The sequence below is a fragment of the Flavobacterium sp. HJJ genome (assembly GCF_015351475.1).
GTDB classification, from domain to species: Bacteria; Bacteroidota; Bacteroidia; order Flavobacteriales; family Flavobacteriaceae; genus Flavobacterium; species Flavobacterium marginilacus.
In genome coordinates this window covers 348900-371736 of the sequence record NZ_JADKPR010000001.1, presented here as the reverse complement: position 1 = coordinate 371736, position 22837 = coordinate 348900, and the positions used below count along the sequence as shown (strand labels likewise).

At 35.9% G+C, this 22837-nt stretch carries 15 protein-coding genes; 9 read left to right on the top strand and 6 right to left on the bottom strand.

The window, feature by feature from the left end; translation table 11 throughout:
* Window positions 1-264 precede the first annotated feature (264 nt).
* From mnmA to IRZ80_RS01570, 6 genes are all read left to right on the top strand, one after another.
* Window positions 265-1452, top strand: coding sequence for a tRNA 2-thiouridine(34) synthase MnmA (gene mnmA / locus IRZ80_RS01595; protein WP_194639577.1), 1188 nt, complete (start codon window positions 265-267; stop codon window positions 1450-1452).
* 26 nt (window positions 1453-1478) lie between these two features.
* Complete coding sequence (locus tag IRZ80_RS01590) at window positions 1479-3092, top strand: S8 family serine peptidase (protein WP_194639575.1); 1614 nt, start codon at window positions 1479-1481, stop codon at window positions 3090-3092.
* Between the two features lie 11 nt (window positions 3093-3103).
* Window positions 3104-4048 carry an NAD(P)H-dependent flavin oxidoreductase gene (locus IRZ80_RS01585; RefSeq protein ID WP_194639573.1) on the top strand — a complete coding sequence of 315 codons (945 nt, stop codon included), beginning with the start codon at window positions 3104-3106 and terminating at the stop codon, window positions 4046-4048.
* A 38-nt stretch (window positions 4049-4086) separates the two neighbouring features.
* On the top strand, window positions 4087-4500 hold the full coding sequence (locus IRZ80_RS01580) for a hypothetical protein (RefSeq protein ID WP_194639562.1): 414 nt from the start codon (window positions 4087-4089) through the stop codon (window positions 4498-4500).
* A gap of 425 nt (window positions 4501-4925) precedes the next feature.
* The gene (gene pafA / locus IRZ80_RS01575; RefSeq protein WP_194639560.1) at window positions 4926-6542 is read left to right on the top strand and encodes an alkaline phosphatase PafA; all 1617 of its coding nucleotides are present in this window, start codon (window positions 4926-4928) and stop codon (window positions 6540-6542) included.
* 137 nt (window positions 6543-6679) lie between these two features.
* Window positions 6680-7645, top strand: coding sequence for a c-type cytochrome (locus IRZ80_RS01570; RefSeq protein ID WP_194639559.1), 966 nt, complete (start codon window positions 6680-6682; stop codon window positions 7643-7645).
* Window positions 7646-7701: 56 nt separating this feature from the next.
* Here IRZ80_RS01570 and lysA read toward each other — a convergent pair whose 3' ends face one another.
* The 3 genes from lysA to gltB form a co-directional block, all read right to left on the bottom strand.
* Window positions 7702-8928 (bottom strand): diaminopimelate decarboxylase, encoded by a 1227-nt coding sequence (lysA, locus tag IRZ80_RS01565; protein WP_194639557.1) that lies wholly within the window; start codon window positions 8926-8928, stop codon window positions 7702-7704.
* A gap of 322 nt (window positions 8929-9250) precedes the next feature.
* The gene (locus tag IRZ80_RS01560; protein ID WP_194639555.1) at window positions 9251-10705 is read right to left on the bottom strand and encodes a glutamate synthase subunit beta; all 1455 of its coding nucleotides are present in this window, start codon (window positions 10703-10705) and stop codon (window positions 9251-9253) included.
* Between the two features lie 2 nt (window positions 10706-10707).
* Window positions 10708-15225, bottom strand: coding sequence for a glutamate synthase large subunit (gene gltB / locus IRZ80_RS01555; protein WP_194639553.1), 4518 nt, complete (start codon window positions 15223-15225; stop codon window positions 10708-10710).
* A gap of 399 nt (window positions 15226-15624) precedes the next feature.
* Here gltB and sucC point away from each other — a divergent pair, with 399 nt between their 5' ends.
* Entirely contained in the window at window positions 15625-16818 is a 1194-nt protein-coding gene (sucC, locus tag IRZ80_RS01550) for an ADP-forming succinate--CoA ligase subunit beta (RefSeq protein ID WP_194639551.1), read from the top strand.
* 91 nt (window positions 16819-16909) lie between these two features.
* Here sucC and IRZ80_RS01545 read toward each other — a convergent pair whose 3' ends face one another.
* Window positions 16910-18052, bottom strand: coding sequence for a geranylgeranyl reductase family protein (locus IRZ80_RS01545; protein WP_194639549.1), 1143 nt, complete (start codon window positions 18050-18052; stop codon window positions 16910-16912).
* Between the two features lie 187 nt (window positions 18053-18239).
* On the opposite strand from IRZ80_RS01545, the gene IRZ80_RS01540 reads away from it, so the two are divergent.
* Entirely contained in the window at window positions 18240-19805 is a 1566-nt protein-coding gene (locus IRZ80_RS01540; protein ID WP_194639547.1) for a protein adenylyltransferase SelO, read from the top strand.
* 46 nt (window positions 19806-19851) lie between these two features.
* On the opposite strand, the gene IRZ80_RS01535 is transcribed toward IRZ80_RS01540, so the two are convergent.
* Window positions 19852-20319: a DUF1456 family protein gene (locus tag IRZ80_RS01535; RefSeq protein WP_194639545.1), complete on the bottom strand. Its 468-nt coding sequence runs from the start codon at window positions 20317-20319 to the stop codon at window positions 19852-19854.
* A 171-nt stretch (window positions 20320-20490) separates the two neighbouring features.
* Between IRZ80_RS01535 and IRZ80_RS01530 the strand changes: the two genes are divergently transcribed.
* Window positions 20491-22002 carry a thioredoxin-like domain-containing protein gene (locus IRZ80_RS01530; protein ID WP_228520771.1) on the top strand — a complete coding sequence of 504 codons (1512 nt, stop codon included), beginning with the start codon at window positions 20491-20493 and terminating at the stop codon, window positions 22000-22002.
* 25 nt (window positions 22003-22027) lie between these two features.
* Here the strand turns inward: IRZ80_RS01530 and IRZ80_RS01525 are convergent, their stop codons facing one another.
* Window positions 22028-22834 (bottom strand): alpha/beta hydrolase, encoded by an 807-nt coding sequence (locus tag IRZ80_RS01525; protein WP_194639541.1) that lies wholly within the window; start codon window positions 22832-22834, stop codon window positions 22028-22030.
* Window positions 22835-22837: the final 3 nt, after the last annotated feature.

Here is a 22837-nt window from a genome sequence, read left to right as displayed (position 1 = left end):
ATTCGTGTAAATTAGTGTAATTCGTGTCAGAAACTTTAAAATGCAGATACCATGCTGCGATTCTAAAAATGAATATGCGATAAAGACATTAGTTCCGTTTATTGCAGTATTGTTTTCATCAATTTCAAATAATGGCAGCTAGCTATATTATTTGTACTTTTGCAAAAGATTAAATTACGAATAATATAATCAGCATTCTCTTTATCTGGCATTGAATACGAATATTGATAAGAGAATTGCATTTGATAAAAAAAGTATCAGTAAATGAAACGAGTTGTTGTAGGTCTTTCTGGAGGTGTGGATTCAAGTGTTGCGGCATATTTACTGCAGCATCAGGGATATGAGGTAATAGGTCTTTTTATGAAAAATTGGCACGATGATTCGGTGACTATTTCCAATGAATGTCCTTGGCTGGAAGATAGCAATGATGCTCTTTTAGTAGCTGAAAAATTAGGGATTCCTTTTCAGACAGTTGATTTGAGTGAACAGTATCAGGAGAAAATAGTTGATTATATGTTCAGCGAATACGAGAAAGGAAGGACTCCAAATCCTGATGTGCTTTGTAACCGCGAAATAAAGTTTGACGTTTTTATGAAAATCGCTTTGAGTCTTGGTGCCGATTATGTGGCAACCGGGCATTACTGCCGAAAAGGTGAAATCGAAGTGAATGGCGTTAAAACATATCAGCTTCTTGCTGGTGTTGATAATAATAAAGATCAGTCTTATTTTTTATGCCAGTTATCACAGGAGCAATTAGCCAAAGCCTTGTTTCCAATCGGAGAACTGACCAAGCCAGAAGTGCGTGAAATTGCTGCAGAAATGGAGCTGGTGACAGCTGATAAGAAAGATTCACAAGGTTTATGTTTTATCGGTAAGGTGCGTCTGCCTGAATTTTTGCAGCAAAAATTACAGCCGAAAGAAGGCACAATTATTCAGATTGATAAAAATGATCCTGTATATTCTAATGAAATTCAGAACGAACTGTCATTAGAGGAAGAATTGCTTTATGCTTCCAGAAAATTACCATATACTCCAAAAATGGGAAAGGTTATGGGGAAACATCAGGGAGCACATTATTTTACCGTAGGACAGCGAAAAGGGCTGAATGTGGGAGGAACAACGGATCCGCTTTTTGTTATTGCTACCGATGTGGACACCAATACGATTTACACTGGTTTATCCAGCAGTCATCCGGGACTGTTTAAAAGCGCTCTGTTTATTGATAAATCCGAAGTGCATTGGATACGAGAAGATCTGACTTTGGCCAATGGTGAAACGATGGATGTGATGGCGCGTATTCGTTATAGACAGCCTCTGCAGAAAGCGGTTTTGCACCAATTTGAGAACGGTATGTATATTTCATTTGAAGAACCGCAGTCAGCCATTACCGAAGGGCAGTTCGCTGCTTGGTATCACAATGATGAGTTGATTGGTTCTGGAGTTATCTCTTAAGTCAAAATCTTAATTTTATGCAGGATATGAAGAAAACGTTTTTTGTTATTTTGTTTTTTTCCTGTTTTGCAGGGTATTCCCAAGAGGATGCCTGGGTGTATTTTAATGTCAAAAATAATTCCCAAAGTTTTTACGACAATCCTTTGAACATGCTTTCCCAAAGAGCTTTGGATCGAAGAACGGCGCAGAATATTCCTTTGGATTCAAAGGATATTCCAATTGATCTTAGTTTTATTACTCAAATTAAAGCCGTTGCAGGTATCACTGTTAAAGCCAAATCCAAATGGCTGAATGCTTTGCATATTAGAGGTACACAAACCGTTATTAATTCTTTGAAGAGTTTTTCGTTTGTTGAAAAAGTTGATTTTGCTAATAAATCACTTAACAGTACAGGAAGAAAGGCTGCAGAAGCAAAAACAAAGACAGTAAATAAAGTCATGGAAGCCCAAGTGAATTTTGTTTACGGTAATTCGGCTAATCAGATTCAAATGCTTCATGGGGATGTGCTTCATCAGCAGAATTATACGGGATCAGGCAAAATAATAGCTGTTTTGGATGCCGGTTTTCCTGGGGTTAATACTGCACAGCCATTTCAGAGACTTAGAGATAACAGCCGAATTTTGGGCGGTTATGATTTTGTAAATAGAAGCACTAGTTTTTATACTGGAGACTCACACGGAACGATGGTTCTTTCGTGTATGGGCGGCTATAAGGAAAATGCTTTTGTAGGCACAGCGCCTGATGCTTCTTATTACCTGTTCAAAACAGAGGATTCTTCTTCAGAAAATCCTGTTGAAGAATCCTATTGGGTAGAGGCGGCCGAGAAAGCGGATAGTCTGGGCGTGGATGTGATTAATACTTCCTTAGGTTATTTTGAGTATGATAATGCTAATTATAGCCATACTTATAATGAAATGGATGGTAAAACGGCTTTTATAACCCGTGGTGCAGAAATTGCTTTTTCCCGCGGTATGATGGTGGTAGTTTCGGCGGGTAATGAAGGGGAGACTATGAATCCGCATATCGGAGCTCCTGGAGACGGTATTTCGGTGCTTACTGTGGGGGCGGTAGATGCTGCCAAAGCCGTAACTGCTTTTAGTTCTGTCGGTCCGTCCTTTGACGGAAGAATAAAACCTGATGTAATGGCACAAGGACAATCTGTGGTTTTATCTGATTCGTCTGGGAATATTGTAACAGCGGACGGGACTTCCTTTTCGAGTCCTATTACTGCAGGAATGGCTGCTTGTTTGTGGCATGCTTTCCCAAATAAAACCAATAAGGAAATTAGAGCTTTAATTGTAAAGTCTGCCGATAAGTATACAAGTCCAGACAACCGATACGGCTATGGAATTCCCGATTTCAGTCTGACTTTGTCCAGCGGATTGAAGGTTACTGATTTTACGGTAAAAGATGTTTTTCTGTATCCCAACCCAGCAAGCGATTCGAGTACTTTTTCTTTTTCAGGAAATTTTGATTCTGGAATAGTGAGAGTCTATTCTGTTCTTGGTCAAAAATTGCTCGAACAGACAATTAGCAAAGAACAGCCTTCAATTTTGTTAAAAGCATTACAGACCGGTATGTACATTTATACCATAAATTGGGAAGATAAAATGTTTTCCGGTAAACTAATAAAGCAATAAACTAATTTTTTATGAACAAAATTACAAGCCTTTTCAATATTAAGTATCCGATAGTTCAAGGCGGAATGATCTGGAACAGCGGTTATAAATTGGCCAGTGCTGTGAGTAACGCAGGAGGATTGGGATTGATAGGAGCGGGGTCGATGTATCCGGAAGTGTTACGGGAACATATTCAGAAATGTCAAAAAGCAACCGACAAACCTTTTGGTGTCAACGTTCCGATGCTGTATCCTAATATTGAGGAAATAATGAAGATTATTGTTGATGAGGGCGTGAAAATTGTTTTTACATCGGCTGGAAATCCTAAAACCTGGACGTCTTTTTTGAAAGAAAACGGTATAACGGTAGTTCATGTTGTGAGCAGTTCTGTTTTTGCTTTAAAAGCGCAGGATGCAGGTGTGGACGCAGTGGTAGCTGAAGGTTTTGAAGCTGGAGGACATAATGGGAGGGAGGAAACAACAACTTTGACTTTGATTCCGATGGTGAAAGAGAAAATTTCGATTCCGTTAATTGCCGCAGGCGGAATTGCAACCGGCCGGGGAATGCTTGCCGCGATGGTTCTTGGTGCAGACGGCGTACAGGCTGGAAGCAGATTTGCAGCTTCATTAGAATCTTCCTCGCATGAAAATTTTAAACAGACTATTGTAGAACTTCAGGAAGGAGGAACTCAATTGACATTGAAAGAATTAGCGCCTGTCCGTTTGATTAAAAATAAATTTTACCAAGATGTACAGCAGCTGTATAAACAATGTCCAAGCAAAGAGGAATTAACTGCTTTGCTGGGAAGAGCAAGAGCTAAGAGAGGTATGTTTGAAGGTGATTTGGAAGAAGGCGAATTGGAAATAGGACAGATTGCCGGATTGATAAAAGAAGTTCTGCCGGTTAAAGTTATCATCGATAATATGATGGCCGAATTTGAGCAGGCCAAACAGCAAGTGGTTTCATTTGATTTTTAAAATTCTTACCTTTGTTTTTTCTACAAATTTTTTAAATAATGAATATATTCAGAATAAAACTTCTCCTGCTTTTTGTTTTTTTGGGTTTGAACCAAGGATTTAGCCAGACGTATAAATTTAAGACGACAGGATTAAGTGTTTCCGTAAAAGGAACAAACGGCAAATTTGGTGATTGGAGTCCGATTAAACCAGTGAGCATAATTGTCAATCTTGATACCAAAAAAAATAGAATTGCTATTTATTCGGAGGTGATTCAATTGTTTGAGATTGTAGAATATTCCCCAACTGAAGAAAGTAAAACAGATTTAATTTACGGTTTTGTCTGCAAAGATAACAGCGGTGAAGACTGTATGCTTTCGTTTATTACCCGAAAAAACCAGAACAACATACAGCAGCTGTATGTTAAATATGCCGACAGAGTGCTGGTTTACAATATTGTCAATTTCAAATAGAGAGGTTTTTACCCGGTTCAGTTTGGTAATTTGGTCTGGAAAGACTCCATTTTTTAGTTATTCATTTAATTATTTCGGAAATAGTACTCTTCTTTGATTTGAAGACAGGCAGCTGTTTGGCTGTTATTTTTTTAATAATGAAAAGATGAACTGCAGTAATTTCCATTAAACTTCTTATCAGCAGTGACCGTGAGGGATAGAAATAAGCTGCCGAAGCAGCATGGATAGCCCGACAGCATTGAGAAAAGGGGCTGTATAAGCGGTACTGTATGTGAGCCCCTTTTCTCAATGGTGGCACGCCCATATTATTTTTGATGATTTAATAATTTATGGTTAAGAATTGATTATTTTATTCTTTGTATTTTTTGTTTTTTGCTGTTTTTACAAGATAAAGTGTATTTTTGTTTTTTATATAAATTGTATCTATGAGAAAATTTGTTTTGTTTTTAGTATGTGTTTTTTCTTTACAAAGTCAAGCACAGCAGCGTCCAAAATTGGTTGTTGGTATAGTTGTCGATCAGATGAAAATGGAGTATTTATACCGGTTTTCAGATGATTATTCCGCTAAAGGTTTTAAAAGAATGATGAACAGCGGTTTTACTTTTTATAATATGAATTATAATTATGTACCCACATTTACTGCTCCAGGACACGCTTCTATTTATACGGGGACAACTCCTGCTGTGCATGGAATTATTGGGAATGACTGGTATGTTCGCTCTACAGGAAAAAATATGTACTGCACTGACGATGCCAGTGTGAAAACGCTGGTTGAAGGTACTGAAAAAGAAGGGGCAATGTCGCCAAAAAATCTTTTGAGTACTACGATTACAGATGAATTTCGTATGGCAACCAACTTCAAAGGGAAAGTAATTGGTATGAGTATTAAGGACCGCGGCGCTATTTTGCCTGCGGGTCATTTTGCTAATTGGGCCTTTTGGTGTACTAAATCTGGAGCTTTTATTTCTAGTACTTTTTATGGAGATAAAATGCCGGATTGGGTGACTCAATTTAATGAGGAAAAGAATTTTATGAAATATATCGAAAAAGGATGGAGTCTGCTGAAGCCGATTGATACTTACAACGAAAGTCTTCCTGATAATAATCCATATGAGGGAAGACTGGATAAAAGTATGCCTCCTGTTTTTCCTTATGACTTGAATAAAATTTATAAAGAATCTGGAATGGAAGTCTTGAAGACTACTCCGTTTGGAAATGATTATTTGGCTGAATTAGCGGTTAGAGCTATTGAGAAAGAAGAGTTAGGAAAAGACAATATTACTGATTTCCTGACTGTAAGTTTCTCTTCAACTGATTATGTTGGGCATACTTTTGGTCCAAGATCTATGGAAATCCAGGATACTTATCTGCGTTTGGACCTTACGATTGCTTCATTTTTGGAGAATTTAGATAAAACAGTAGGTAAGGGTAATTACTTGGTTTTCCTGACTGCAGACCATGCTGTTGCCGAAAATCCGATTTATCTGAAAGATCGTAAGTATGAGGTAACTAATATTTCTTCAAAAGATATTCTTGCTTCGATGAATAAATTTTCAACAGATACTTTTGGGACTAATTTAGTTTTGAGCTACTCTAATTTTAATGTTTTTTTAAACAGAGATCTGATTAAGGAAAAAGGATTGGAATTGGCTAAAGTGAAGCAGAGTTTCAAAGAATTTTTGATGTCACAGTTTTTTGTAAAAAGAGTATACACTCAGGAAGATATTTTAACAGGTTCTGCACAGGATTATTATTTGAGTTTTATTTTCAAAGGTTATGATGTTAAACAAAGCGGTGATCTTGTAATTCTTGAAGGAGCTGGATTTTTGGAGAGTATAGAAACTGGGACAACTCATGGAACGCCTAATAGTTATGATACTAATGTTCCATTGCTTTTTTATGGCTGGAATGTTCCAAAAGGCGAATCTTATAAAAAAGAATATATAACGGAAATAGCTCCTACGCTTTCAAAAATGCTAAAAATTACTTTTCCTAATGGTACTGAATCAGAAGTTCTGGAGGAATTGTTAGTTAAAAAATAGACTGTTTTTACAGTTACAGAAATGTCCCCATTCATGCATTTGAATGGGGATTTTTTTATATCTTTTTGTTTGTTAATAGTGTGATATTTTAAGTAAAACTGTTAAATTTGAATGTTTTATTTAGTAAAATATTAATTATGAAGAAAATTATAAAAAGATTTTTGCTGTTGTTTGTTATTGCTGTGGCTGCAGTTTTATTGTATGTTAAATTGGCTCTGCCAAATGTTGGCGAAATGGAATATCTCAGTATTAAGCCAACAGCTAGCCGATTAGAAAGAGGAAAGTATCTGGCAACTCACGTCTGCGTCTGCGTAGACTGCCATTCTACAAGGAACTGGAATGAGTTTTCGGGGCCATTGGCTGAAGGGACTCTTGGAAAAGGCGGTGAAGTTTTTGATCAAAGATTTGGTTTTCCGGGAAGTTTTTATTCTAAAAATATTACCCCTTCCGGTATTGGTGACTGGACAGATGCCGAAGTTTTGAGAGCAATTGCCAGCGGTGTTTCAAAAGACGGTACAGCGCTGTTTCCAATCATGCCGCATCCGCATTTTGGACAAATGGATAAAGAGGATTTGGAATCTATTATTGTTTATTTAAGAAGCTTAAAACCGATCGAAAATATAGTTCCCGAATCTGAAGCAGACTTTCCAATGAATTTTATAATTAATACTATTCCTGAGAAACCTCATTTTTCTAATAAGCCAAGTGAAAGTGATGCTGTTGCTTACGGCGGTTATTTGTTTAACGCAGCTTCCTGTGCAGAATGTCATTCCAAACAAGAAAAAGGTAAACCGATTGCAGGAATGGAATTGGCCGGCGGTTTTGAATTCCCAATGGTTACTGGAGGTACTGCATTTTCGTCCAATATTACTCAGGATGAAGCTACCGGGATTGGAAAATGGTCTGAAGATGATTTTGTGAAACGTTTTAAATTCTATACTGACAGTTCGTATGTTTCTGCTAAAGTCGGCAAAGGTAATTTTAACACTGTTATGCCATGGACAATGTACGGAGGTATGAAAGAGCAGGATTTAAAAGCTATTTATGCCTATCTGAAAACGATTAGACCTATTAAGAATAGCGTAATCAAATTTGTGAATTAGCAAGCTGATTATTATAAAAAAAAATCCCGAAACATCAGTCTCGGGATTTTTTAGTTTTATACTGCTGTTGCAGCTATTTCAGCAGGCAGCGGAATCTGATTTTGAAGCAGATCTTCGAATTTTTCATGAGCACGGATTAAATATCCTTGTCCATTCATCCATAAAACTTCAGCTGGTTTGTATCTTGAATTGTAATTAGAAGACATTGAGAAGCAGTAAGCTCCTGCATTGCGGAAAGATAGAATATCTCCTTCTTTAATTTCAGCAATTCTTCTGTTAGTTGCAAAAGTATCCGTTTCACAAATGTATCCTACAACTGAGTAAAAACGCTCTTTCCCTTTTGGATTCGATATATTTTCGATAAAATGCTGTGATCCGTAAAACATTGGTCGGATCAGGTGATTGAAACCACTGTCAATTCCAGCAAAAACTGTTGAAGTAGTTTGTTTTACTACGTTTACTTTTGCTAAAAAGAACCCAGCCTCACTTACTAAAAATTTACCAGGCTCAAATATCAAAGTCAGATCTTTACCATATTCTGCGCAGAAAGCGTTGAATCTTTTTGATAACTTTTTACCTAATTCATCAATATCTGTTGCGATATCATCTTTTTTGTAAGGAACTTTAAATCCGCTTCCGAAATCTAAAAACGCTAAGTTTTTGAAGTTTTTGGCAGCGTCAAATAAAATTTCGGCAGCGTATAAAAACACTTCAATATCCAGAATGTCTGATCCTGTATGCATGTGAATACCTGCGATATTCATATTAGTGTTTTCCACAATACGAACCAAATGAGGTAATTGATGTACTGAAATGCCAAATTTGCTATCAATATGTCCTACCGAAATGTTTGCATTACCACCCGCCATTACGTGCGGATTGATACGTATACAAACTGGAACATGCGGGTGTTTTGCACCAAATTGTTCCAATATGGATAAGTTGTCGATATTAATCTGTACGCCTAATGCGTGTACTTCTTCGATTTCCTCCAAAGAAACACCGTTTGGAGTGTAAAATATTTTTTCTGGAGCATAACCAGCATGTAAGCCTAACAAAACTTCTTGAATAGAAACGGTATCTAGTCCAGATCCCATATCTCTCAATAACTGCAATATGGCAACATTGGATAATGCTTTCATTGCATAGTTGATGCGTAAATTAGGTACTTTTGAAAAAGCCTTCGTTAATCGATTATACTGGGATTGTATTTTTTCGGCATCATACACATAAAGTGGACTTCCAAATTGTTCTGCTAAGTGTAGTAAATCGTTTGCTTGCATCTTTAATTATTATTTTTTACAAATTTATTATTCTTTAATATTACGACCAAATTAATTGATACTATTTAACAAAATGTAACAAATTGTTTTCATTGTAACAAATAGTTCTTATTTGTTTGTTTTTTTAACTTTTTAGGTTTTCTTCAAATTTGTATTAAATGTCAAAAGAAAGGGAATTTAAAAGACTTAAATGAATAAGCTGTTAACATTTTTTTTGTCAAATAATTAAATTTTTAACGAATTGAAATTTTGTTTTTGCCTAAAAAAGAAATCCCTTGATAAAAGTGCTATCAAGGGATTTTTAAATTTATTGTTTCAAATATTATAAAGCTGGTAAATCGCCATTACCTTTTGTTGGTAAATTGCTATAACCCATCAAGTACAAATCAACTTCTCTAGCAGCTTCTCGTCCTTCAGAGATAGCCCATACAATTAAAGACTGACCTCTTCTCATATCACCAGCGGTGAAAATATGAGGAACATTAGTCTGATAATTGGTTGCTTTATAATTAGTTCTAAAATCAGTTTCCAGACCTAACTGCTCTGCTAATGTTTTTTCTGGACCTGTAAAACCTAAAGCTAATAAAGCTAAATCGCAAGGCCAGATTTTCTCAGAACCTTCTTTTTCGATTAATTCAGGTCTTTGTCCTGGAGTTATTTTCCATTGAACTTCAACAGTTTTTAATCCAACTAGTTCTCCTTTTTCATTAGCAAGGAATTCTTTAGTATTAATTAACCAGTTTCTGTCACATCCTTCTTCGTGAGATGAAGATGTTTTTAACTGTAAAGGCCAAAATGGCCAAGGAGTAGTCTCGCTTCTTCCGATTGGCGGTTTAGGCATGATCTCAAAATTAGTAACTGATTTTGCTCCGTGTCTGTTTGATGTTCCAACACAGTCAGATCCTGTATCCCCGCCACCAATAACGATAACATCTTTGCCTGTTGCCAATACTTGGTCTTCGATTTTTTCTCCGTACAATACTTTAGTCTGCTGTGTAAGGAAATCCATTGCCTGAACTACACCTTTGCTGTCAGCACCTTTGGTAGGTAATCCTCTTCTTTCAGTTGCTCCGCCGCATAAAACGATAGAATCAAAAGAGTTCAATTCTTCCACACTAAAGTTAACACCTACGTTAACGTTAGTTTTGAAAGTGATTCCTTCAGCTTCCAAGATTTTTACGCGTCTGTCGATTATTCCTTTTTCCAATTTGAAATTTGGAATTCCGTAACGTAATAAGCCTCCAATTGCATTGTCTCTTTCAAAAACAGTAACGGTATGTCCGGCACGGTTTAATTGCTGTGCTGCTGCCAATCCGGCAGGACCTGATCCAATTACAGCAACAGTTTTTCCAGTTCTTACTTCTGGAGTCTGAGGTTTGATCCATCCTTCGGCAAAACCTCTTTCGATTATGCTTTTTTCAATATTTTCAATAGAAACCGGCTCTTGGATAATTCCCAATACACATGATTTTTCACATGGTGCAGGACATAAACGGCCTGTGAATTCTGGGAAGTTGTTTGTAGACTGTAAAATCTGCAGTGCGCTTTCCCATTCTTCATGGTGTACCATGTCGTTGAAATCTGGAATTAAATTTCCTAACGGACAGCCACTGTGGCAAAAAGGAATCCCGCAATCCATGCATCGGGAACCTTGTTGTTTTAGTTTTTCTTTTTCTACCGGTATTGTAAACTCATTATAATTTTGTACTCTTTCAGAAACAGCAACGTTAGTTTCGTCGGTTCTGCTATATTCTTTAAATCCACCTATTTTACCCATGACTATTGTGCTATTAATTCTTGAACTTGCTTTTCTTTTGCCAATCTTTGCAATGCTTTTTTGTAATCAGTTGGCATAACTTTTGTGAAATTTTTGCTTTCGTTTTCCCAATCTGCCAATAGGCGTTTCGCCAATGGGCTATTGGTATACATCGAATGGTTTTTGATTAAGCGTTTCAATTTGGCTAAATCTTCTTCTTCCAATGTTTCTAGGGCAACCATTTCCATATTGCACAATCCATTTTCAAATTTCTTTTTGGCGTCATATACATAAGCAATACCGCCGCTCATACCAGCTGCGAAGTTTCTTCCTGTTTTGCCAAGTACAACTACTGTTCCTCCGGTCATGTATTCACATCCGTGGTCTCCAATTCCTTCAACAACAGCTGTAGCTCCAGAGTTTCTAACTGCAAAACGCTCACCAGCCATACCGTTGATGTAAGCTTCACCAGTAATTGCTCCATAAAGGGCAACGTTACCAATGATAATGTTATCTTCTGGACTGAAAGTTGCAGTCGGTGGTACTTTAATGATTAATTTTCCTCCGGAAAGTCCTTTTCCTAAGTAGTCATTACAGTTTCCGTGTATTTTGAATGATAAACCGTTGGTTGCAAATGCTCCGAAACTTTGTCCGGCAGAACCAGTAAAGTCAACAAGAATTGTATCTTCTGGTAATCCTTGAGCGCCGTATATTTTTGATATCTCATTACTTAAGATAGCTCCGACGGAACGGTCCGTATTTTTAATGTTAAAAGTAACTCTTGTTCTTTCTTTTCTGTAAATAGAAGGAATAGCTGCTTTAATAATATCAAAGTCAAGAACATTTTCTAATGCGTGATCTTGAGTAGTTGTATTATGATTTGGAACTGTTTTCGCTTTCTCTGGTTTGTAAAGAATGGTAGATAAGTCTAATCCATTTGCTTTATAATGTTTAATCGCTTTATTAACATTTAATTTCTGAGATTGTCCAACCATTTCTTTCAATGTTCTGAATCCAAGCTGTGCCATGATTTCTCTTAACTCTTCTGCAATAAAGTACATAAAGTTAATAACGTGTTCTGGCGTTCCTTTGAAGTTTTTTCTCAATTCTGGATCCTGTGTTGCAATACCTACTGGGCAGGTATTCAAGTGACAGGCTCTCATCATGATACATCCTGAAGCAACAAGCGGTGCAGTTGCAAAACCAAATTCTTCAGCTCCAAGCAATGCTGCGATAGCAACGTCACGTCCTGTTTTCAATTGACCGTCACACTCTAAAACTACACGGCTTCTTAAGTCGTTTAATATTAAAGTCTGCTGTGCTTCGGCAAGACCAAGTTCCCATGGAATACCTGTATGTTGCAAAGAAGTCAATGGTGCAGCACCAGTTCCTCCGTCATATCCTGAAATCAATATAACATCGGCTTTTGCTTTGGCAACACCGGCAGCAATGGTTCCAACACCTACTTCGGCAACTAACTTAACGTTAACTCTTGCTTCACGGTTGGCATTTTTTAAGTCAAATATCAATTGAGATAAATCTTCAATAGAATAAATATCATGGTGTGGCGGAGGAGAAATAAGACCTACATAAGGTGTAGAGTTTCTTGTTTCTGCAATCCAAGGCACTACTTTTTCACCAGGTAATTGCCCGCCTTCTCCAGGTTTTGCACCTTGAGCCATTTTAATCTGAATCTCCTGAGCGTTTGTCAGATAGTTGATAGAAACTCCAAATCGTCCAGAAGCTACTTGTTTAATAGCACTGTTTTTTGAATCTCCGTTCATTTCTTTCTGGAAACGTTTTGGGTTTTCTCCACCTTCACCAGAGTTAGATTTACCTCCGATTCTGTTCATGGCAATCGCTAGATTTTCGTGAGCTTCCTGACTGATAGATCCGTATGACATCGCACCAGTTTTGAATTTTTTCACGATTTCAGTCCATGGCTCTACTTCGTCAATAGAAATAGGGTCAAGGTTGTTGAATTCGAATAAACCTCTGATAGTCATTAAGTTTTCACTTTGTTCGTTGACCATTTTAGAGTATTCTTTATAGCTTTCAGGGCTGTTCAAACGAACGGCTTGCTGTAGTTTAGAAATTGTTGTCGGATTGAACATGTGTTTCTCACCGTTTCTTCTCCATCTGTAAACACCGCCTATTTCTAAAGGCAATAGATTTGCAATTTTAGATTTAGGGAATGCATTCTGGTGTCTTTTCTTAACTTCTCTTTCAATTTCCATTAGACCAATACCTTCAATTCTGGATGGAGTGTATGGGAAATATTTTGAAGAGAATGTTTTGTTAAGACCTAAAATTTCAAAAATCTGGGCAGCTCTGTATGAATGTAAAGTAGAGATACCAATTTTGTTCATGATTTTTACAATTCCTTTTGCAATCGCTTTGTTAAAGTTTGCAATCGCATAATCAGCTTTAACGCCAGTTATGTGACCCTCGTTTACTTGGTTGTGAATAATTTCGTTTACCATGTAAGGGTTGATTGCGCTTGCTCCATATCCGAACAATAAAGCGAAATGGTGTGGTTCACGAGGTTCCGCAGATTCGATTATGATTCCGAAATTTGAACGAACCTTAAGAATGTTCAAAGTGTGGTGTATGTAAGAGGTAGCCAATAACATAGGTATTGGAGCCAATTCTTCTGTTACGCCTCTGTCTGAAAGTACAACGATGTTGCATCCTTCTGAAACTGCTTTGAAAGTTGCCTGAACGCATTTTTCCAAAGCACGCTCCATACCATTAACTCCTTTTTCTATTTTGTATAAAGTAGAAATAGTAACTGTTTTGAAATCAGCGTGGTCAAGGTTTTTTATTTTATCTAAATCCTCATTGGATATTACAGGATTCTGAATTTTGATTTTTTTACAGTGAACATCAGTAATGTCAAAGATGTTGTAATCACCTCCAATTGCTAAACTTGTATCAGTAATTATTTCTTCACGGATACCATCCAAAGGCGGATTTGTTACCTGAGCAAATAATTCTTTAAAATAGTTATACAATAATTGCGGCTGATCTGATAATACCGCAAGAGGCGTGTCATTACCCATAGAACTCAATGCTTCATTACCTTGAGCTCCCATTGGGTTGATCATTGTTTTTAAATCCTCATGAGTGTATCCGAATAAGCGAAGTCTGGTTTCGAAATCAATTTGTTCAGTTGGAATTTCATTATTTGTATAAGGAATGTTGGCCAATTGCAATAAATTGCTGTTTAGCCATTCTCTGTAAGGGCGTTTTGAAACTACTGAATGTTTAACCTCTTCGTCTTCGATGATACGGCCTTCATTCATGTCTACAAGGAACATTTTTCCTGGTTCCAGTCTTCCGTGCTGTACAACATCTTCCGGTTTGATGTCAAGAACACCAATTTCTGATGACATGATTACAAATCCGCTTTTTGTCAATGTATAACGAGATGGACGCAATCCGTTTCTGTCCAATAATGCACCAATTACATTACCGTCAGTAAAAGGTATAGAAGCAGGACCGTCCCATGGTTCCATGATACAGGCATTGTATTCGTAGAATGCTTTTTTCTCATCTGACATGGTTTTGTGTTTTTCCCATGCTTCAGGAACAACCATCATCATTACTTCAGGTAAAGAGCGTCCAGTCATTAATAATAACTCGACAACCATATCCATAGAAGCTGAATCTGATTTTCCTTCTAATATAATTGGGAATAATTTTTTCAAATCTTCTCCAAAAACATCACTTTTCATCAATTCTTCACGAGCACGCATTCTGCTCACGTTTCCTCTTAATGTATTGATTTCACCATTGTGACACATGTATCTAAATGGCTGTGCCAAATCCCAGGAAGGGAAAGTGTTTGTAGAGAAACGCTGATGAACCAAAGCTAAACGGGTTACCAAGTCACTGTCTAATAAATCAGTATAGTATCTGCTGATGTCTTCCGGCATCAATAGTCCTTTATATATTATAGTAGTTGTAGAACAGCTTGAAAAGTAAAACATATGACTTTCCGAAGTTCTTGAATTGCGGATTTTATGTTCAGCAATTTTTCTAGCCATAAATAATTTGGCATTGAACTGCTGCTCAGTAATATCTAAACCATTTTTACCAACAAATACTTGTTTAACGGTTGGTTCTTTTTCTGCTGCAATCTGTCCTAAATTAGAAACATCCACAGGAACATCTCTCCATCCTAAAATTGATAGGTTTTGATCTTTTATGGCAGATTCAAAAGTTTCTTTACAAAAAGCAACCTGGTTAGGGCTTTTTGGCATAAATGTCATACCTACAGCATATTCTCTAACTTCCGGGATTTCAAAATCACAGACTTTTTTGAAGAAATCATGTGGGATATCAAATAAGATTCCAGCTCCGTCTCCAGTTCTTCCATCCGAGCTTACCGCTCCACGATGTTCCAGCTTGATTAGGATGTCCAGAGCCTTATGAATAATGTCATTAGACTTAATTCCGTTCAAATTACATATAAATCCTGCGCCACAGTTGTCGTGCTCAAATTCGGGTAAATAAAGCCCTTGTTCTTTAACTCTCATGCTTGATATTTTTTTTTACAAAATTAAATATTTCTTAACATATAACGAATGAATCTATTGCATAAGGCTTGATTTTTGTTATAAAATTAAAAAAGTAATGTATAATTGACAATAATGCTGATTTTTTACTTTTGAATTGACATATCAGCAATAAATATTTTTTTTATTTTTTAAAAGAGTCTTTTTTTGTAATAAATATAGGGTTATACTTCATCTGAGTGATTATTTTAACAAAATATATGATTATTTTTAAATTTAGTTTATCTGATTGAGTATTGGTCACATTTTTAAAAGTAAGCAGGATATATGCTTAAAAAAAATTTCAATTAAATTAAATTTTGCTATTTTTGTGCCACTTTCGATCTGAAATAAATTCAGGATCCAGTCAAAACATAAATTATGAACATACACGAATATCAAGGAAAAGAGATTTTAGCTAGCTACGGAGTCCGCATTCAGCGCGGTATTGTAGCTAATAGTTCAGTAGAAGCTGTAGCTGCTGCAAAACAATTAACTACTGAAACTGGTACAAGCTGGTATGTGGTTAAAGCACAAATTCACGCAGGCGGCCGCGGAAAAGGCGGTGGAGTTAAACTTGCTAAAGGAATTGACAAAGTAGAAGGAATTGCAGAAGAAATCATCGGAATGCAGTTAATTACGCCACAGACTTCTGCTGAAGGAAAAAAAGTTCACAAAGTTTTAATTGCTGAGGATGTATATTATCCAGGTGAAAGCGAAACTTCTGAGTTTTATGTTTCTGTTCTTTTAAACAGAGCTACAGGACGCAACATGATTATGTATTCTACTGAAGGAGGTATGGATATCGAAGAAGTTGCAGAGCACACACCGCACTTAATTTTTACAGAAGAAATTGATCCAGCTGTTGGTTTGCAAGGTTTCCAAGCAAGAAGAATTGCTTTCAACTTAGGTCTTTCTGGAAATGCTTTCAAAGAAATGGTTAAATTCATTGATTCATTATACAATGCTTACATTGGTTCTGATGCTTCTATGTTTGAAATCAATCCAGTTTTAAAAACTTCTGATGATAAAATTTTAGCTGTTGATGCTAAAGTAAATATTGATGATAACGCTTTATTCAGACAAAAGAAATATGCTGATATGCGTGATATCCGTGAGGAAAATCCAATCGAGGTTGAAGCTAAAGAGGTAGGATTGAACTACGTAGATCTTGACGGAACAGTGGGATGTATGGTAAACGGTGCCGGTCTTGCAATGGCAACTATGGATTTGATTAAATATGCAGGTTTTGAACCAGCAAACTTCCTTGACGTCGGAGGAACTGCTGATGCAAAACGTGTTGAAACAGCTTTCCGTATTATCTTGAAAGATCAAAACGTAAAAGCAATTTTAATTAACATTTTTGGAGGAATCGTTCGTTGTGACCGTGTTGCTCAAGGTGTTGTTGATGCTTACAAAAACATGGGAGACGCTATTAAAGTGCCAATCATTGTTCGTCTTCAAGGTACAAATGCTGAAATAGCAAAAGAATTAATTGATAATTCTGGAATGCCGATTTTATCTGCTGTACAGTTTCAAGAAGCTGCTGATCAAGTTCAGGCTGCTCTATCTTAATTCAATAAGACAATTTATTATACTAAAAATCCTGAGTTTATGCTCAGGATTTTTTTTATGGAGTTAATGAATCTGCAGATTTTATGGTTTTTTAAAAAATAGCGTCTTTAATTTTTTTGGTGATGCTTTTTAAGTAGTCTTTTGGGTATGTTCTTTCTCCCATGAACAAATCAGTCAGTGCTTCGGCTGCATACTGTCCGTATTTCATTAAAATAATATTTCTGAAGCTTTTTTTGCTGTAGAAATGGTAGGAGAGCACTTTGGCCTTTTCGATTTCAGGCAGAATGCCGGTTTTTAATTTTTCAGTATATAAAACTGCAGCTTTTTCGGGATCTAATTGACTTTCGATGATTGCTTCGGCTGCCTGTATGCCGCTTAAAATAGAATTTGAAATACCTTCTGCAACTAATGGATCAGCGAGACCCGCAGAATCTCCAGTTAAAAAAACATTTTTTTGAACAAAAAAATCTGTTCTAGGTGCTACGGGAATAACAAAACCATGTCCTTCTTCTTTAAGAATTTCGGTAATACCTAATCTTTTTAAATAGGCAGCATAATATTCTTTAAGGTTGATTTTTTTATTGGTTTTTATGACAACAGCAACACCAATCGAAAGATGATTTTTTTTAGGAAAACACCATCCGTACCCATAAGGAATTGCATCAATATCAAAACGTGCATCATTTGACAATCGTTCAAAATCGGCTGCTGGAACTTCAACTTCATATTCCAATGCCGGAATTATTGTTCTTGTTTCTTTCCAACCCGCTATTTTTGCTATTGGGCTTAATGCGCCGTCTGCGGCGATAATAAATTTTGCAGTAACATCTCCTTCAGTTGTATGGATTGTCTGGGTTTCTCCAAATGTAATGTCTACTACTTTATGATTCTGTAATAAAGTGACTCCATTGTTTCTGGCTTTTTCAACAATTAAATTATCAAAAGCATCACGCATTACCATGCTGACGATTGGTTCTTTTCTTCTGGTTGTTATGCAGGGATGTTTTTTGGAAAAATAAGTGTCAATTGCATAAAATTCCTTTTCAACTACAGAAGATATATCAAATGGCATCATTTTCAGTCCTCTAAAAACAAGACCTCCGCCACAAGTTTTATACCTTGGTAAGGTTTCTTTTTCTATAATTACTGTTGAAATTCCTGATTTGGATAATTCAAAAGCTGCCGATGCTCCTGAAGGACCACTGCCAATAATAGCTACATCAAATGATTTCATGAGTTTTTTAGCAAAACTAAATTAATATTTCGGAATCTTCAAAATTATCTGCTGTCTGCATTTTATAAATATCGTTTTACTTTCACTTCATAAGTATATCGAAGACGCTTATAAAATAAAGTTATTGCAGGGTTTTAATTATGTCTCAGATATGGAATAACTTTACATAATATTAATTCAGCAAGAAATGAAACTTCATATCCAAAATACTTTTACAGCCGAACTGCCTGCCGATTCTAATGAAACCAATATTCCGAGACAGGTTGAAAAAGCCTGTTTTTCCTATGTACTGCCAAAACAGTCTTCAGATCCTTCTTTGATTCATGCATCAGAAGATGTGGCTGATTTGTTGGGAATGTCTCATGAAGATGTTTTATCAGAAGATTTTTTGAATGTTTTTTCCGGTAATACTGTATATACGGAAACCCGGCCTTATGCTTTAGCTTATGCTGGGCATCAGTTTGGGAATTGGGCAGGGCAATTAGGTGACGGCCGCGCGATTAATCTAACCGAAGTGGTTTATAATGATAAATCATATACATTGCAGTTAAAAGGAGCAGGGCCAACGCCTTATTCCCGCACAGCAGATGGTTTTGCTGTACTGCGTTCTTCAATAAGAGAGTATTTGTGTGCCGAAGCGATGCATTATCTAGGTGTGCCTACTACGCGTTCGCTTTCGCTGATGCTTTCAGGTGATCAGGTTTTACGTGATATTCTCTATAACGGAAATCCAGCTTACGAGAAAGGAGCTATTGTCTGCAGGGTTGCGCCTTCGTTTATTCGTTTTGGCAGTTTTGAATTGTTTTATTCCCGAAATGATCGTGTTAATCTCAAATTACTGGCTGATTATACTATCAAACATCATTTTCCAGATATTAAAAGTGAAGGTGCGGAAAAGTATCTGGAATTTTTTAAAACGGTATCCAAAACTACCCGAGAGATGATTGTGCATTGGCAGAGAGTTGGTTTTGTTCACGGTGTAATGAATACTGATAATATGTCGATTCACGGATTAACTATAGATTATGGTCCTTATGGCTGGCTGGAAGATTACGACCCAAATTGGACTCCAAATACAACAGACAGGCAGAATAAAAGATACCGCTTCGGTAATCAGCCTAATGTTGCTTTATGGAATTTATATCAATTGGCAAATGCTTTGTTTCCTTTGATAAACGATGCCAAACCGCTTGAGGAAATTTTAAAAGCTTTTAGCAGTGATTATGAAACGGAGTACTTGAGTATGATGCGCAATAAACTTGGTTTTAAAATAATTAAGGATCAAGATGCTGTTCTAATTGAAAGTTTGACTGAACTGCTTCAATTGACAGAAACTGATATGACTATTTTCTTTAGAAATTTGGGTATTATTCTAAAAGAAGATTCAGATGTAATTGCTTTTGATAAAATAGCCGAAGCTTTTTACAATAAACAAAATCTTGAAGAATCTGTTTTGGATAACTGGAAAATCTGGCTTGGGCATTATAGCAGCAGAATAAATGAAGAAACGCTTACAGATGCTGAAAGAAAAGAGCAGATGAATTCAGTGAATCCTAAATATGTTTTGCGAAATTATATGGCTCAATTATGTATTGATGATGCCGATAAAGGTGATTATTCTTTACTGAATGAATTGTTTGAATTGCTAAAAAAGCCTTATGAAGAACAGCCAGAGAACCAAAAATGGTTTGCCAAAAGACCTGACTGGGCTAGGGATAAAGTAGGCTGTTCGATGTTGAGCTGCAGTTCTTAATTAGCTCTTGAGTGATATTACTGTAAACAAAAAATCCTAAGAAAACTCAGGATTTTTTGTTTTTGCCGAAATTGTATTTCACTTTTTCTACAACTGACGGTTTACCGTTACCTTTTGGGAATTGCTTTTTTGCTGGTTTTTTTGCTGCAGAATTTGATTTTCCTGGAGCTTGATCAGCTCTTTCTTTTTCTGAGTCTTTGGTTTTTGGCTTAAACTCAGGTCTTTTTGAATCACTGTTTTTTACAGGGATTTGCGCTTTGTGTTTGGCAATAACGTCATTCGGATTTTTTGGATTTTCTTTTGTTCCTCTCAAATGAATTACCAATCCGTTTAGGAAATTACGGAGTACCTGATCACCGCATTCCATATAGTTTTCATGTTTTTCATCACGGAAAAAAGCTCCCAATTCAGATTTTGAAATTCGGAAATCTACCAATTCTAAAATTTCCACTATTTGGTCATCACGGAGCATTAATGCTACCCGAAGCTTTTTGAATATATCGTTATTTGTCATTTTTGTATGTTTAAAGTGCAAAGATAAGCATTTGCTAATTACGATTTATGAATTAAGAATTACGAATCTCTGTTCCTTAAAATAAATAATATTGTTAGTTTTGAAAATAAATTTTAATTCGATTATTTTTGACGGATAAAATGATATTGTCTTTAAAGATTATTTTGAACTATGAAGAAAATTGCACTAAGTTTTGTTCTCTTTTTTTGTTTATTGTCTGTACAAGCTCAGACTGGTCATGAGATTAAAATTAATTTGAAGAACTGTAAAGATACAGTAGCCTATCTGGCCTATTACCAATTTGATAAATTATATATTTCCGATACTTGCAAAAAAGTGATCAATGGAAATATTGTGTTTAAGGGAAAGAAAAATTTAGACAAAGGAGTCTACTTTTTACTCAGTCAGGAGAAAGGGAATTATTTTGATTTTATTATTGATGAGCAATCACAAAAACTGCAAATCACTTCTGATAAATCCAATTTACTCGAAAATCTGAAAGCCATTAATTCGAAACAAAATGAAAATTTCTTTAATTATATTCGTTTTGTATCTGCCAAAAATAAAGAATTCGACAGTTTTAAAAAATCAATAAAAGAGCAGAAAAAATCAGATTCTTCTGCAATTATAACTAAGGAATTCAAAGTCTTGAATGAGGCTATTGTAGAAACTGATTTGAATGTAATTACGCAAAACAAAGGAAATTATCTTTCTGAAATTATCAATTTAAAATCGGAGAAAACTGCAAAGGATATCCCGAAAGCTTCCAATGGCAGACCCGATAGTATTTATTCTTATAACTATTACAAAAAGCATTTTTGGCATGGAGTTAATTTTGAAGATGATGCGATGCTGAACAATCCATTTTTTGCAAATAAAATAAAACAATATTTTAATAATGTTGTTGTTCATAATCCCGATTCAATTTGTGTTGAGATTGATCGAATGATGCTCAAAACTAAGCAAGGCACTAAAATGAATATGTTTTTATTAGCTTATTTTACTTCGACTTATGAGATTCCAAAAATAATGGGAATGGACAAAGTGTTTGTTTACATGGTGGACAATTATTTTAAAACAGGCAAAGCCAAAGGTGTTTATGATGATAGTGTTATTAAAATTATTATAAACAGGGGTAATGTTCTAACACCGCTGCAGCTTGGGAAAACAGCTCCAGAGCTCTATATGATAGATATTCCTGGTCATGATAAAATTGCGAAAATGGGTTTTGATACAGCGAAAACCGGCGAAGAGATTACCAAAATTTATTATGCAAATAAAGAAGAAATCGAAAAAAACTATATGAGGTTATCCAGCGTAAAAGCAGATTATCTGATTCTTCTTTTTTGGGATGTAGACTGTAGTCACTGCCAAAAAGAAGTCCCTATAATATTGGAACTTTATCATGAATTATTGAAAGAAAAGAAAGATGTTAAGGTTTTTGGGGTTTATACGCAGAATGAATTTGATAAATATAAAAAATACATCATAGATAATAAAATCGACTGGATTAATGTGTATGACGGAGTTCATATTAATAACCTTAAAGATAAATATGATGTGGTGACAACGCCGGTGATTTATATTCTGGACAAAAATAAAGTTATCAAGGCCAAAGGAATTGGCGCTGAATCCATAAGAGGTATCATTAATCAAATGGAAAAAGAATATTCGAAAAAATAAGTTTTTTATTTAGAAGCCTGAAGAATTAATATCCAAGCCAAAGAACAGCATCGTCAAAATTATCACGCCATAATTTCTCGTTGTGATGGCCTCCTTTTACAATTACTTTTTTGTTGAGATGCAGACAGTAACAGCGGTTGGTGTTCAGTAATTTTTCGATGTAATTGAGATCGGTTACCATACTGTCATCATCGCCTTCTGAATCACCGCAGAGCAAATAAATTTTAGCCTTAAGTTTTTTACTGTTTGTCATATAATTATTTATGTCTTTTCTGTTAATCCAAAAAGCGGGAGAAAAGACACCTGCTTTCCCGAAAACATCGGGATGTTTTATAACGGCATAAAATGAAACCAAACCACCCAAAGAACTCCCTATAATTGTTGTGTTTTTAGCGTTAGGTTTCGTTCTGTATTTTTTGTCTATTTCAGGTTTTAGTGTGTTTACGATAAATTCAAGATATTTATCGGCATTTCCTCCGCCGTATTTTTCATTTTTGTAAGGAGTCAGTTCTTCGAGACGTTTTTCACCGCCGTTTTCGATTCCTACAACAATTACCTGGGCATTCAGACTGTCAAGTTTTTCGTCAACATTCCATTCTCCTGCAAATGAAGTTTTGGCATCAAATAAATTTTGGGCATCATGCATGTAAATTACAGGATATTTTTTAGTTGAAGTTTTGTAGTTTTTTGGTAAATAAAGCCAAATCTTTCGGCTCGTTTTTAATTGGGGCGCTTCGATGGTAAAAGTAGAAATCTGTTTGGAAGCGGTACTTTCTTGAGCATCTGTTTTTCCTATAAATAAAAGAAACGGAATTAAGATAAATATTTTCAAGGC